This window comes from Kribbella catacumbae DSM 19601, assembly GCF_000372465.1.
In the GTDB taxonomy this organism is placed as follows: Bacteria; Actinomycetota; Actinomycetes; order Propionibacteriales; family Kribbellaceae; genus Kribbella; species Kribbella catacumbae.
In genome coordinates, this window is the sequence record NZ_AQUZ01000009.1 from 205341 (window position 1) to 218418 (window position 13078).

At 68.1% G+C, this 13078-nt stretch carries 15 protein-coding genes; 11 read left to right on the forward strand and 4 right to left on the reverse strand.

Going from position 1 to position 13078, the window contains the following annotated elements:
• Positions 1-63 precede the first annotated feature (63 nt).
• The 11 genes from A3ES_RS0112625 (at position 64) to A3ES_RS0112680 (ending at position 10187) form a co-directional block, all read left to right on the forward strand.
• Positions 64-1107, forward strand: a complete 1044-nt coding sequence (locus tag A3ES_RS0112625; RefSeq protein WP_020387180.1) for a glucose 1-dehydrogenase — start codon at positions 64-66, stop codon at positions 1105-1107.
• Between the two features lie 39 nt (positions 1108-1146).
• Positions 1147-1410 carry a DUF3618 domain-containing protein gene (locus A3ES_RS0112630; protein ID WP_026162814.1) on the forward strand — a complete coding sequence of 88 codons (264 nt, stop codon included), beginning with the start codon at positions 1147-1149 and terminating at the stop codon, positions 1408-1410.
• The gene (locus tag A3ES_RS0112635) at positions 1407-1745 is read left to right on the forward strand and encodes a GroES family chaperonin (RefSeq protein WP_020387182.1); all 339 of its coding nucleotides are present in this window, start codon (positions 1407-1409) and stop codon (positions 1743-1745) included. Before A3ES_RS0112630 ends, A3ES_RS0112635 begins: the two co-directional genes overlap by 4 nt.
• A 257-nt stretch (positions 1746-2002) precedes the next feature.
• Positions 2003-2599 carry a TetR/AcrR family transcriptional regulator gene (locus A3ES_RS0112640; protein ID WP_020387183.1) on the forward strand — a complete coding sequence of 199 codons (597 nt, stop codon included), beginning with the start codon at positions 2003-2005 and terminating at the stop codon, positions 2597-2599.
• Between the two features lie 23 nt (positions 2600-2622).
• On the forward strand, positions 2623-3600 hold the full coding sequence (locus A3ES_RS0112645; protein ID WP_020387184.1) for an alpha/beta fold hydrolase: 978 nt from the start codon (positions 2623-2625) through the stop codon (positions 3598-3600).
• Positions 3597-4703 (forward strand): succinyldiaminopimelate transaminase, encoded by a 1107-nt coding sequence (dapC, locus tag A3ES_RS0112650; protein ID WP_020387185.1) that lies wholly within the window; start codon positions 3597-3599, stop codon positions 4701-4703. Before A3ES_RS0112645 ends, dapC begins: the two co-directional genes overlap by 4 nt.
• A gap of 101 nt (positions 4704-4804) precedes the next feature.
• A complete protein-coding gene (locus A3ES_RS52530) occupies positions 4805-6136 on the forward strand; it encodes a M15 family metallopeptidase (RefSeq protein ID WP_237744936.1) in 1332 nt (443 codons plus the stop codon).
• Between the two features lie 104 nt (positions 6137-6240).
• Positions 6241-6909: a hypothetical protein gene (locus tag A3ES_RS0112665; protein ID WP_157630476.1), complete on the forward strand. Its 669-nt coding sequence runs from the start codon at positions 6241-6243 to the stop codon at positions 6907-6909.
• A 43-nt stretch (positions 6910-6952) separates the two neighbouring features.
• A complete protein-coding gene (locus tag A3ES_RS0112670) occupies positions 6953-8107 on the forward strand; it encodes an amino acid deaminase/aldolase (RefSeq protein ID WP_020387189.1) in 1155 nt (384 codons plus the stop codon).
• Positions 8104-9405 carry a D-arabinono-1,4-lactone oxidase gene (locus A3ES_RS0112675; protein WP_020387190.1) on the forward strand — a complete coding sequence of 434 codons (1302 nt, stop codon included), beginning with the start codon at positions 8104-8106 and terminating at the stop codon, positions 9403-9405. The genes A3ES_RS0112670 and A3ES_RS0112675 overlap by 4 nt, the downstream gene beginning before the upstream one ends.
• A 59-nt stretch (positions 9406-9464) precedes the next feature.
• Positions 9465-10187, forward strand: coding sequence for a PIG-L deacetylase family protein (locus A3ES_RS0112680; RefSeq protein WP_020387191.1), 723 nt, complete (start codon positions 9465-9467; stop codon positions 10185-10187).
• 41 nt (positions 10188-10228) lie between these two features.
• Here the strand turns inward: A3ES_RS0112680 and A3ES_RS0112685 are convergent, their stop codons facing one another.
• The 4 genes from A3ES_RS0112685 to A3ES_RS0112700 form a co-directional block, all read right to left on the reverse strand.
• On the reverse strand, positions 10229-10642 hold the full coding sequence (locus tag A3ES_RS0112685; protein WP_020387192.1) for a hypothetical protein: 414 nt from the start codon (positions 10640-10642) through the stop codon (positions 10229-10231).
• Between the two features lie 585 nt (positions 10643-11227).
• The gene (locus tag A3ES_RS0112690) at positions 11228-11764 is read right to left on the reverse strand and encodes a DUF6817 domain-containing protein (protein ID WP_020387193.1); all 537 of its coding nucleotides are present in this window, start codon (positions 11762-11764) and stop codon (positions 11228-11230) included.
• A 475-nt stretch (positions 11765-12239) separates the two neighbouring features.
• On the reverse strand, positions 12240-12734 hold the full coding sequence (locus A3ES_RS0112695) for a DUF6319 family protein (protein WP_020387194.1): 495 nt from the start codon (positions 12732-12734) through the stop codon (positions 12240-12242).
• Positions 12735-12818: 84 nt separating this feature from the next.
• Positions 12819-13078: hypothetical protein (locus tag A3ES_RS0112700; protein ID WP_026162815.1), on the reverse strand; the 260-nt coding region annotated here is incomplete at its 5' end.

Sequence of the window (13078 nt, forward strand, 5' to 3'; positions counted from 1 at the left end):
GGCCGGCAACTTTGGGAATGATCGAACGTTCGCCGGTGCCCATGGATGCGGCAGAGTGGTCTCATGCGGGCGATGACGGTGGTGCCGGGCAAGGCTGACTCCGCGTCGGTCGGCGAAGTACCGGAGCCAGCTGAGTCCGACGGGTCGATCTTGGTCGAGGGCCTGCTCGCAGGCATCTGCGGCACGGACATAGAGATGTGCAGTGGTCTCTTCGGCAGCGGCCGTCAGGGCTCGGACAAGCTCGTGATCGGCCACGAGTCGCTTGGGCGAGTGCTGGAGGCTCCGGCAGGCTCAGGCCTCACCACTGGCGATCTGGTCGCCGGCATAGTCCGTCGCCCCGACCCGGTGCCCTGCCCGGCCTGTGCGCGTGGCGAGTGGGACTTCTGCCGCAACGGCCTCTACACCGAGCGCGGCATCAAGGAAATGGACGGGTACGGCGCCGAGCGCTGGCGAGTCGACCCGTACTACGCCGTACCGGTCCCAGGGCAACTCGGGCGCCTCGGAGTGCTGGTGGAGCCGGCCAGCATCCTCGCCAAGGCCTGGGAGCAGGTCGACCAGGTCGGCGCGCGGTCCTGGTACGGCCCGGAGCACGTGCTTGTCACAGGAGCCGGGCCGATCGGGCTACTGGCCGCTTTGATCGCCACGCAGCGCGGCTACACCGTCCACGTGCTCGACCTCGCCACTGACGGCCCGAAGCCGCAACTGGTCCGGGACCTCGGTGCGGAGTACCTCAATGACCTCGCTGACCTCCAGGTGGCGCCTGACGTCGTTATAGAGGCCACTGGCGCCGGGCGGCTCGTGGTCGACTGCGCGAAGCTGCTGCCGCCGGCGGGCGTGATGTGCCTGACCGGGATCTCGCCCAGCCCGGCCGCCATCGACGTACAGCTGGATGCGCTGACGCGGCAGCTCGTAGTACGGAATGCTGCGCTGGTTGGGTCGGTGAACGCGGCCAAACGGCACTATGCGGAGGCCGTGGACGTCCTGCTGGCTGCTGATCCGGCCTGGCTGGAGCGGCTCATCACCCGGTCGGTGCCGCTGTCGGACTGGCCCACCGCGCTGGTCAAGGAGCCCGGTGACATCAAGGTGGTCGTCGATCTCCAGCGCTGACCTGCAAGGATGTTGTCAAACACTGTGAAGGGAGCCCTGGTGCCGGACACGCAGGCTCGGACCACCGAGCAGATCGAGGCGGACATCGCCGCCACCCGTGCACGACTGGCCTCGACCGTCGACGAGCTGGTCGAGCGGGCGCACCCGAAGAACGTCGCCAAGCGGCAGGTCGAACAGGCCCGGGCCCAGGTGTTCGACGAGCGCGGCGAGTTGCGCACCCAGAAGCTGGTCGCCGTCGGCGCCGCGGCAGTAGGCGTCATCGGCATGCTGTTGATGATCCGCAAGCTGGTGGGCCGCCGGTGACTGGTCGCAAGCGGCTGGCCGACGACAAGCTGCCGATCCGGATGCTGCATGACCGGGTGCTCGTCTCGCTGGAGGCGGAGGGTGAGCGCAAGTCTTCGGCCGGCATCCTGATTCCCGCGACCGCGCAGATGGGCCGCCGGCTCGCCTGGGCGAAGGTGGTCGCTGTCGGCGCCAACGTCCGTACGGTCGAGATCGGCGACCGGGTGCTGTTCGACCCCGAGGACCGCGCCGAGGTCGAGGTCCGGGGTGACGACTACGTGCTGCTCCGCGAGCGCGACCTGCACGCCGTCGCCGCCGGCCGCCTCGAGGACGGCCAGACCGGCCTCTACCTGTAATCCCCAGTACTACGAACGCTGCCGCCCCGCACCCCACCGCGTACCCGGCCCCCGCCGTCGCAAGCCCACCAGTGGTGGGCATGCACACCAAACGGCGGCTTCGGACAGGGTCTACCTTGTCCGAGGTCGCCACTTCAGGTGCGAGCCCACCACTGGTGGGCTCGCGGCGGCCGGCTGGTTCAGAAGCTGTTCGGGGCGAAGTGGAAGACCCGAGTAGGCCTTGCTGAATGCCGACCGGTCGTGCTTTTATAGAGCTCGTGGGTAAGGGTGAGGAAACGCGTGCCGCGGTACTGGATGAGGCTGCCCGTCAGGTCAGCCTCGTCGGGCTGGGCGGGCTCACCATCGGCCTGCTCGCCGAGCGGACCGGGCTGTCCAAGAGCGGGCTGTTCGGCCACTTCCGGTCCAAGGAGCAGTTGCAGATCGCGGTGATCGACTGGGCCGGTGAGCTGTTCGCCGAGCGGGTGGTCCGGCCGGCCCTGCGGCTGCCGCGGGGAGAGCCCCGGCTGCGCGAGTTGTTCGATCGCAAGCTGCGCTGGAGTAGCGGCGATCTGGCCCTGCCTGGCGGGTGTTTCTTCGCCAGCGTGGCGGCCGAGCTGGACGATGCTCCGGAGGGTCCGGTCCGCGATCGGGTGGTGCAGATCGAGCTGGACTTCGCCGACACGGTCGCCACCGTCTTCCGGACCGGGATCAGTGCGGGGCAGTTCCATCCTGAGGCAGACCCCGATCAGTACGCCTTCGATATTCGCGGCGTGCTGATGTCGTACCACCTGGCCGACAGACTGTTGGCCGACCCCAAGGCCGAGGATCGGGCCCGCGCCGCTTTCGAGGCGCTGCTCCGGGCGGCCAAGATCTGAACTTTCCCCTGCGAGGAGCGGTGATGGCGGCAAAGAAAAGCACGAACGGTCGGACTATCGATAGACGGCAGCAGCTCTTCCGGCTGTTCGAGCGCGTCGCGCCGGCGGCCGGCGCGAGGCTGCTGGACGCGATCTGGTTCGGCCTGCCACCAGTGTCCGAGAAGGCCAAGAAGGTGCGGGTGGAGCTGCCAGAGGCGGTGTCGATCGAGCTGCCCTTCGAGAACGGCAAGATCCGGGGGAGCAGTTGGGGCGAGGGGCCGACGGTCTACCTGGTCCACGGCTGGGGTGGCTGGGGCCTCCAGCTCGCGACCTTTGTTCCGCCGCTGGTCGACGCGGGTTTCCGGGTCATCGCGTTCGACGCGCCGAGCCACGGTGATTCCGAGCCAGGACGGGAGGGCCCGAAACGGTCCACGCTGCTGGAGTTGCGCGACGCCTTCCAGGCTGTGGTCGCCGCCTACGGACCGGCGTACGGGGTGGTCGCGCACTCGCTCGGGGCCGCAGGGGTGACGATGGCGCTGAAGGACGGGGTCAGCGTGCGCCGGGTCGTGTTCATCGCGACGGCGACGGACTTCCGCGACTGGCTGGCGCAGTTCGAGCAGCATTTCGGCTTCGGGCCGCGGACGCGGGAGCGATTCCTGCGGCGGTTCACCCGCAAGTTCGGGCCGCTCGACGGCTTCGCGGTCGTGCCGATGATCGACGGGCTGGTGGAGGAGCGTGAGTTGCCGCCGCTGCTGGTGATCCACGACCGCTCCGATCGCGAGACTCCCGCCGAAGGCAGCATGGAGGTCGCCAAGGTCTGGCCGGACGCCCAACTGCTGCTCACCGACGGCCTCGGCCACAATCGTGTCCTCCGCGACTCGTCGGTCGTCGAGGCGACCGTCACGTTCCTGTCGGCCGACGATCCGGCTAGCTTGTCGACCGGCGATCAGGCTCGGCAGAAGTCCACGGAGCGGGCGGCCGCCGACGGGCCGCGGATCGTCCAGGAGACAATGCCGGGGTGACCTTCGCACCCACCTCCAGTCGTCTGCCCGACTTCCCCTGGGACAAGCTCGCCCCCTTCAAGCAGAAGGCGGCCGCGCATCCCGACGGCATCGTCGACCTGTCGATCGGCAGCCCGGTCGACCCGGTACCGGAGCTGGTGAAGCAGGCATTGGCCGACGCGGCCGACGCACCGGCGTACCCGACGACGATCGGTACGGCGGCCGCGCGCCAGGCCGCCGTCGACTGGCTGGCCAGGCGGCTGGACGTGCCCGGGGTCGATCCGCAGACCGGTCTGCTCCCGGTGATCGGCACCAAGGAGCTGATCATGCTGCTGCCGACACTGCTCGGCATCGGCGCCGGCGACACCGTGCTGATCCCCGACCTGGCCTACCCGACGTACGAGGCCGGTGCGGCGCTCGCCCGGGCGACGAGCGTTCCCGTGGCCGACCCCACGCAGTACGACGGTCCGGTGCGCGTCGCCTACCTCAACTCACCGCGCAACCCGTCCGGCCAGATCACGTCGGCAGACGAGCTGCGTACCGCGGTCGAGTGGGCCCGGGCGAACGACGTACTGCTCGTGAGCGACGAGTGCTATGCCGAGTTCGGCTGGGACTCGACGCCGGTGTCGGTACTGCATCCGGAGGTGTGTGGCGGCAGCTTCGACAACCTGCTTGCTGTGCACTCGCTGTCCAAGCGTTCCAACCTGGCCGGCTACCGGGCCGGGTTCGTCGCCGGCGATGAGGCGGTGGTCGCCGAACTCCTGGCGGTTCGCAAGCACGCCGGTCTGATGGTGCCGTCACCGATCCAGGCCGCAATGGCCGCGGCCTTCGCCGATGACACTCACGTCGACGAGCAGCGCGCCCGCTACATCCGTCGCCGGTCGGTACTTCGTGACGCGCTGACCGCCGCCGGCTGGGACATCACGTTGTCGCAGGGCGGCCTCTACTTGTGGGCGAGCCACCCGGCGTACGACGCCTATGGATCCGTTGCCGCGTTGGCGGATCGCGGCATCCTCGTCGCTCCGGGTGCCTTCTACGGTACGGCCGGTGAGCGGCATGTGCGGGTCGCTCTGACCGGCACGGATGAGCGAGTCGACGCCGCTGCGAAAAGATTGCACGAATAGCCGAACTTTTCGGGCAGAGTGTGACGTCTTCCAAGGTAGATGCCTCTTAGTAGGTGAGAGGAGAGCTGGGGTGGCTCTCCCTATCTGGGGAGGACTGGCCCGTGAACGCTCGTGCCCTTTGTTCGGCTGCCGTCGTGGCAGCGCTTTGCGTCGGCTTGACTCCGACTGCCGCCAGCGCGGCGGACAACCCGACTCCGCCAGTCACACCGGTCAGCACGCCGACGCCGGCTCCGGTCGATCCGACGACGACTGGACCGACGACGCCTGCACCGACGACGCCGACTCCGACGGTCACGGCAGACATGCTGCCGATCACCTTGGATCAGCCGGCCGCGACCTGGGAAGACCGGCCGATCACTTTCACCGGCCGGCTCGAGACCGGCCTGGTGAACTCCTATCTGACTCTGTGGGAGCAGCTGTCCACCGGCTGGGTACTGCGCGGCTCGACCCGCACGATCACCGGTGGCGCCTACAAGTTCACCTACGTCTCGCCGACCCCGGGTGCCGCCACCTTCCGCGTGGTGATCGGGGTCAAGTTCCCGAGCGCCGTCGGCAACACCCCGGACCGCGTGGTGAACGTGCTCGACCGCACGCTGGTGATGAACAAGCCCGCCGCGTCGTACATCGTGCTGACCGGCGTCAAGATGACGGGCAAGCTGACTCCGCCTGAGCCCGGCCAGAAGCTGGTCGGCCTGCAGGACCGCTTCGGCGGCAAGTGGCGAACCCTGACGAGTGCGTGGATCGCGGCGAACGGCACGTTCGCAGTACCGGTGCCGGACAATCTGCCCGCCACCAAGACCGTGCGGGTCGTCACGCTCGGCGGCGCGTCCACTGCGGTCGAGGCCTCCGGGTACGCCGTGATCACGATCAAGGCGCTGCTGAACGCGAAGGTGTCCTACATCTCGGCGGCGTCCATCAACAAGACCTACCGGCCCGGCTGCCCGGTCAAGCCGTCGCAACTGCGCTACATCACCTTGAACTACTGGGGTTTCGACGGTCTGGTCCATCGCGGTGAGCTCGTCGTCCGGGACGCGGCGGTCGCGAAGATGATCACCGTGTGGACCGTGAGCTTCAACGCGAAGTTCCCGATCCGGCGGATGCAGCGCGTGGACATCTTCGGCGGCAGCGACATCCGGGCGATGGCGGCCGACAACACCTCGGTCTTCAACTGCCGCCAGGTGACCGGCAACCCGTACGCGCTGTCCCCGCACTCGTACGGCTTCGCGATCGACATCAACACCGTGGAGAACCCGTACCTCGCGGCGAACAACGTCTGGTACCCGTCGAACGGACTGGCCTACCGCAACCGCAGCGTGGTCCGTCCCGGCATGTTGTTCAGCACTAGTGCTCCGACTCGTGCACTGATCAACCAGGGCTTCTTCTGGGGCGCCGGCTGGCGTAAGCCCGACTACCAGCACTTCCAGCCGAAGTGAGAGCGGTAGTAGCGGGGGCGGCGGTAGTGGCTGCTGCTGGACTGCTGTTTGGGTGCAGCGCCGACCCGACGGCCACTCCAGCACCGACACCGACACCGACACCGGTGCCGACTGAGGGCACAGCGCCCATCCCGACCAACACGTTGAGCACAGTCGCGCCGACTGACGCCGCCCAGCCTCCGGAGCTGCCGGAGGAAGCGACAGCGCCTCCGCCCGCTGCTGCCGGACCTGTGTCGGCCAAGAACCTTCCGGCGCCCGCCAAGCTCGGTACTGGCTGGAAGACCTATGTCGACCCCGGTGGCGCCGAGGAGGGCTTCATCGGCAACCAGGCCTGGACCCGTCGCCGGGAAGCCCATCAGGCTGCATTCGAGGCTCTACCTGTCGGCTGCGGCAACCCGCTGCCGACCAGCTCGCTGCCAGTCCCGAAGCACGCCCTGCAGGGCGCGTATCGCACAGGCGCAGGCAAACCGGCCACAGTGCTCGTACTGCGCTTCGCCGACGCCGGACTGGCTTCGGAGTACTACCGTGGCTACCAGACGCGTATGACAGCCTGCGGCGACAAGGGCAACCTCCAGGTCAAGCAGCTGTGGTCCTCGACGGATGCGGTTGCCTCAGTTCGTGCCTACGTGGAGGCAGAGGCTTTCGTCGAGGTGTCGACACTCAAGGGCTCCACGGTGGCGTTACTGGCCCAGGCCTCCACTACGCCTGATGCGCAGGCCGCTTGGGCGCGGAGCGTCGTACCGGCCATGCAGGCTGTGATCGATTCGCCATAAAGATGTACTACCTTTCAGTATTTGATGGCTCTAAGCTCCTGACATGGGTGACTTCGACAGGTACGGGCGGCTGACGGCTGGGCTGGAGCCGCCGTACGCGGTGGTCGACCTGGCCGCGTTCCGCCGGAACGCGGACGATCTCGTCCGCCGCGCCGCCGGTACGCCGATCCGGGTGGCGTCCAAGTCGGTCCGTTGCCGCGCGCTGGTCAAGGCCGCGCTGGACCGGCCCGGGTTCCACGGCGTGATGGCCTATTCGCTGCCCGAGGCGATCTGGCTGGCCCGCGACGGCGTCGACGACATCCTGATGGGCTACCCGACCGTGCACCGGGCGGCGCTGCGCGAGCTGGCCGGCGATGCGGCACTGGCGTCGCGGATCACGCTGATGATCGATGACTTCGAGCAGTTGGCCTTCATCAAGTCGGTCACCGATGGCGCTGAGCGGATCCGGGTCTGCCTGGATGTGGACGCGTCGCTGCGGATCTTCGGCCAGCACCTCGGCGTACGGCGGTCGCCGCTGCGCACCCCGGAGCAGGTGATCGGCCTGGCTCGCCGGGTGGTCGCGGACGATGCCTTCGCGCTGGTCGGCGTGATGTTCTACGAGGCTCAGATCGCCGGGCTGCCGGACACGTCGCCCGCAGTACGGCTGGTCAAGAAGCTGTCGGCCAATGAGCTGTCTGAGCGTCGCGGCCTGGTCGTCGACGCGGTCAAGCAGGTTGCGCCGCTGCGACTCGTGAACTCCGGTGGTACCGGAAGTCTTGAGGTCAGCAGCGCCGACCCGTCCGTCACTGAGGTCACCGCGGGCTCGGGCCTCTACGGGCCTACCCTCTTCGACAAGTACGACATCTTCCAGCCAGAGCACGCGGTTGCCTATGCGCTCGGAGTGGTACGCCGCCCGACGCCGCGGATCGCGACTCTCTTCGGTGGCGGCTACATCGCCTCTGGCCCGGCCAAGAAGTCTCGCCTGCCTTCGCCGAGCTGGCCTGCCGGCCTGAGTCTGCTCGGGACCGAAGGCGCGGGGGAGGTCCAGACGCCCGTCGCCGGTGAGGCCGCGCGGGGTCTTCGGATCGGCGATCGGGTGTGGATGCGCTATGCCAAAGCGGGCGAGATGCTGGAACGATTCGACGTACTGCACGCGATCGACGGCAACGAGCTGACCGAGCTCGTGACGTACCGGGGTGAGGGGAAGAACTTCGGATGAGCACCTGGCGCAACTGGGCCGGCACCGAGTCGGCGACCGGTGTGGAGATCCTGCGGCCGTCCTCGGTCGACGAGGTCGCTGCCATGGTCAAGACGGCCGCCGAGCAGGGCAAGCAGCTCAAGGCGGTCGGCTCCGGCCACTCGTTCACCGGGTGCTCGGTGCCTGAGCAGGTGATGGTCCGGCTCGACCGGCTTGGCTCGATCACCAGCGCTGACAGGGACTCCGGCAAGGTAACGCTCGGCGCCGGTACGGGATTGGCGAAGCTGAACGCCGGGCTCGCGTCGTTCGACCTGGCGATGGCGAATCTCGGCGACATCGACAAGCAGACCGTCTCCGGCGCGATCTCCACAGGTACGCACGGAACCGGCGCGAAGCTGGGCGGGCTCGCCACCCAGGTGGTCGGGATCGAGCTCGTCACCGCCGACGGCTCGGTGCTGAACTGCTCGGCCGAGGAGAACCCGGACGTCTTCAACGCGGCCCGGATCTCGATCGGCGCGCTCGGCGTGATCACCGCGCTCACGTTGCAGACCGTGCCGGCCTATTTGCTCCGCGCCCAGGAGATGCCGCTGCCGCTGGGCGAAGTACTGGGCGGGTTCGACGAACTTGCCGATGGCAACGATCACTTCGAGTTCTACTGGTTCCCGCACACCGACATCGCGCTGACCAAGCGAAACAACCGGGTCGCCGCCGGCGTCGGCGCGTCCCCGGTCGGCCGGGTCCGCGGCTGGATCGACGACGAACTGCTGTCCAACCGCGTCTTCGAGCTGACCAACCGGCTCGCGATGCGCCGGCCCAGCCTGGTGCCGCGGATCAACCAGCTCGCGTCCCGGGCGTTGTCGGCGCGCGAGTACGTCGATTCGTCGTACAAGGTGTTCTGTTCCGAGCGGAACGTGGTGTTTCGCGAGTCAGAGTACGCCGTACCGCGGGAGCATGTGGTCGAGGTCGTGCAGCAGTTGCGCGCGTGGATCGATCGGTCGGGGGAGCGCTTGCCGTTCCCGATCGAGGTCCGGGTGGCGGCCGCGGACGACATCTGGTTGTCGACGGCGTACGGGCGCGACACCGGGTATGTGGCGATCCACCAGTACCACCGGCTTGCGCACGACAAGTACTTCGACGCTTTCGAGCAGATCGTGGGCGCCTTCGGGGGCCGGCCGCACTGGGGCAAGCTGCACACGCTCGGCGCCTCCGACTTCCGCGAGCGGTACCCGCGGTTCGACGACTTCCTCGCCGTTCGTGACCGGCTGGATCCGCGACGTGCGTTCGCCAATCCGTACAGCCGTCAGGTTCTAGGGGAGTAAACCGCGACCTTCCGGGCAAACAGTGCCGGCTGGCACCTTCGCGGTCGTAGCCTTCCATCATGACTGCACCGGAGCCGTTCGAAGCATTGCCCGAGGACTGGAACAAGGCCGTCGCAGTGGTCGCCCACCCTGATGATCTGGAGTTCGGCGGCGCCGCGGCGGTGGCGCGCTGGACCGGGCAGGGCAAGGAGATCGTCTACGTCCTGCTCACCTCCGGCGAGGCCGGGATCGACGGCATCCCGCCGGCCGAGAGCGGCCCGCTGCGCGAGGCCGAGCAGATCGAGTCGGCCCGGATCGTCGGCGTCTCTGCCGTGGAGTTCCTCGGCCAGCCCGACGGCACGATCGAGTACAGCGTCGCGCTGCGCCGGTTGATCGCCGGGGTGATCCGGCGGCACCAGCCGGAGATCGTCATCACGAACAACTTCCGCGACACCTGGGACGGCGACGTCATGCTCAACCAGGCCGACCACATCAACACCGGCAAGGCGACTTTGGACGCCGTACGGGATGCGGCGAATCGGTGGATCTTCCCCGAAGAGGGCGAGCGCTGGGGCGGGGTACGGCAGGTCTGGACGGCAGGTTCGCCCAACGGCCGGCACGCTGTCGACACCACTGAGACCTTCGACGTCGGCGTCGAGTCGCTGAAGGCGCACAAGGCCTACATCGACGGCTTGGGCTGGCCCCACTTCGACCCAGCCGAATTCCTTGAAGGCATCAGCCGCAGCACAGGCACTCGCCTCGGTACTACGTACGCAGCACCCTTCGAGGTCTTCACGCCCTGACAACCTCACCCGGTCGTGGGGTGAGGCCGGCGTGTGCCCCGTCAGTCGGTGGGGAGATCCAGTGCGGCTTTCAGGTGGGGCGGGGTGGGTAGCGGGTTGCGGGGTTCGCGGTCGCCACTGAGGTCGGGACCGGGCGGGTTGCCGGGGCCGACCCAGGAGCGGACCAGGGTGCGGCCCTTGCGGGACAGCCGGAGCAGATCGAGCTGAAGGACCTGGCTGGGGGCGATGCCGAGCTGGGCGAGCGTGCGGTTGGCCATCAGCGCCGCCTCGTCCTGCTTCCGCGGGCTGAACTTGTGCTGCATCACGAGAGCGACCTTGCCGTCGGGCAGGTCCTCGATCCGCTGCAGGTGCATGCCCTTGTCGAGCCGGCCGGACAGCATGGCGAGGTTGAAGTAGGCGGAGTTGGACTGACGCCGATCGACCTCGGCGCGAGCGATCACTTCGAAACGAGCCATGATCCGATCATGCGTCGCCGGTCACCCGTTTTCCAGCAAACCCGCCAACAACCGGGCCCGCAGCTTGGTTTGCTGCTCGGACCCCGGTGATGAGGTGGCCGGTGGCGGTTGAGGAGGTTCTTACCCCCGATCAGGGCGAGAATCCGCCGCGGGTCCGGCGAAAAATCCTCCCCAAGCTCCGAGCGGCCCGAGCGGACGGCCCACTCGCCGGCTTGGAGCGGGCGGGTGGGAATTGCCGCACCGGCTCGGCTCAATCCTCAGCGCCACGCGCCGGCCAGGACAGCGTTCTCAGCGCCAGCCAGGATAGTCCGTGCGCAATGGCCCGTGGGGGTGTTGGCGGCTGGGTGGGTTCCGCGAGGTGGGGAAGGTGGGGGCGGGCTAGAGGCAAAGCCAGGTGCTCGCCCCGCCCGCCCTGGCGGGGGCCGGACGCCAGCGCATACCCAGTTCCGGTCAGCAAGCGCTTCCCTCGGCGTGTCGGGGCATCGGTGCCGGGTCGTGCGTGCACAGCCGTCCGCACCTTCCGGCCCTGCGGCGGGGCCGACCTCGGCGAAACACCGTCCCGGAACCGCTTAACCGGCTTTGGGACTAGAGGTCCATGGAGCGGTGGGCGTCGGCCAGGACTGCAGGGGAGGTCAGGGACTGCCAGCGGGGGAGCTGTTCTTGCAGGAAGGCGTGGAGCTTGGGTTTGAGGTCCGGGGCGTGGTCGAGGACGTCGAGTTCGTTGACGATGGTGAGGTCGACGAAGTCGCGGAGTTCCTCGGTCGACAGTTCCTCCGACGTACCGGTGAAGCGGTCGGTGACCGTGTTGTGTTCGGCGAGGTCGCGCCAGGTGGTCTCGCGATCGCAGGCGCCGTAGCGGTAGACCAGCAGCTCCGCTTCGGGACCGATCACGGCTTCCAGTACCGGGCGTTCCTGCTGCCAGTCGAACAGATGCGTCGGGAACCCATCAGTCCCGTACGCCGCGTGCGCGAGCCCAGCGAGTATCAGCGACTCGGACGCGCCGAGAGAGCCGAGGCGCTTGGCGACTCGGTGCAGGTGCACGTACAACGTGCCGCCCGCATGGTCCAGCTCATCGGCACCGCGAACGAGCAAGAGCGATCCCAGGTCTTGGAATGTGCTCATCTGACCCCTTCTGTTCGGAGCGGTCAGGGCCTAACAGGACCGGCCCAGGCAAACAAGGTACGACGCGGCTCACCGCTTCGCCCAGCTCTGCGGCGTGCCGGATCGGTCACACTGCGTTTGACCGCAGGTCACCGATCCGGCACCTCTTCATCACCTTCCCCAGCAAACCGCACCGGACGCCTCAGGCGCGGTACCAGAGAAACCACCCAACGACCACCAAAGGGAAGTTGCCAGCCGCCAGGAGGAGCTCATCACCACCCACCTCACCCACCCACCAAATCAGCCCGGCATCAACTAGCCCGGCACCAACCAGCCTCTGCGGCAACCGGGGTGCGGTCGCCCGGCTGTCAGGGCATCCGTGGCAACTAGTCCGCAGTCGCGCCCCGCGGGGCGGGTGGGAGCTAGTGCGGTGGGAGCGGCGAAGGAGTGAACAGGCGCCGGCGTGGGGAGTTCCTCACGCCGACGACTGATCGGGCTAGTCGTCTAGTTCGGCGAGGGCTTTGCGGGCGGCTTCTAGTTCGGCCTCTAGGGCGGCTACCTTCGCGGCCTGCTGTTCGCGGGCTGCGTCGATGACCTCGTCGATGGGGCCGGACAGGTCTTCGTGCAGTTCCTTGGCTGCGCGGGAGACGGCTGCGGCGGCGACCAGGAGGTTCTTGGCGATGTAGCTGTTGCCCTGCTTGAGTTCGGCCTTCCACTCGCCGTCGGCGGTGCCGGTGACGGTCAGGGTGAGCTCGAGGGTCTTGGTCTTCTTCGGCGCGGCCTTCTTGGCCGGAGCCTTCTTCGGCTTCTCGGCGACCACCGGAGCGGCCTCGGCATCCGCAGCCTCCGGGGCGGCATCGTCTGAGCCGGCCACCGGGGCGTCAGTCACTGACGGGGAAGCGGACTCGGTGGTGGCCGCAGAGTCGATCACCGGATCGGGAGTGTCGGCGGCGTCGGTCTGAGCTTCTACTGCAAAGGTGTCTACAGTCATCGTTGCGGCGATCTCCCTGGGTGACATGTCCCCGCCGAAGCGGGCTGGCGCTGAGAGTCTATTAGAACATACGTCCTATGTCGCTTAGGGTGGATATGGTGAGCGGAGGCTGGGTGCGCCTTTGGGGTCGGTGTGCTGGCGCTGCTGGGGGGCGTGGCCGTGGTGTCGGGTGAGGTGTTCGCGGATCAGTTCGGCCCAGCGGGTCTGGTTGGTCCAGCCGTTGCGGCGGGCGGCGATGAGCTTCAGCAGGGCGTCGGTGCGGACCTTGTTGGTGAGCTTGGCGGCGCGGTCGCCGATGGTCTCGTCGAGCTGGTGGAAGAACTCCTCCAGTGCCCCGGTGGTGT

What these genes read in the sequence shown, in the direction of transcription:
- A3ES_RS0112675 (WP_020387190.1), top strand. Translation starts at nt 8,104, where the DNA reads ATGAGCACCTGGCGCAACTGGGCCGGCACCGAGTCGGCGACCGGTGTG.
- A3ES_RS0112625 (WP_020387180.1), top strand. Translation starts at nt 64, where the DNA reads ATGCGGGCGATGACGGTGGTGCCGGGCAAGGCTGACTCCGCGTCGGTC.
- A3ES_RS0112670 (WP_020387189.1), top strand. Translation starts at nt 6,953, where the DNA reads ATGGGTGACTTCGACAGGTACGGGCGGCTGACGGCTGGGCTGGAGCCG.
- A3ES_RS0112690 (WP_020387193.1), bottom strand. Translation starts at nt 11,764, where the DNA reads ATGAGCACATTCCAAGACCTGGGATCGCTCTTGCTCGTTCGCGGTGCC.
- A3ES_RS0112695 (WP_020387194.1), bottom strand. Translation starts at nt 12,734, where the DNA reads ATGACTGTAGACACCTTTGCAGTAGAAGCTCAGACCGACGCCGCCGAC.
- A3ES_RS0112680 (WP_020387191.1), top strand. Translation starts at nt 9,465, where the DNA reads ATGACTGCACCGGAGCCGTTCGAAGCATTGCCCGAGGACTGGAACAAG.
- A3ES_RS0112685 (WP_020387192.1), bottom strand. Translation starts at nt 10,642, where the DNA reads ATGGCTCGTTTCGAAGTGATCGCTCGCGCCGAGGTCGATCGGCGTCAG.
- A3ES_RS0112645 (WP_020387184.1), top strand. Translation starts at nt 2,623, where the DNA reads ATGGCGGCAAAGAAAAGCACGAACGGTCGGACTATCGATAGACGGCAG.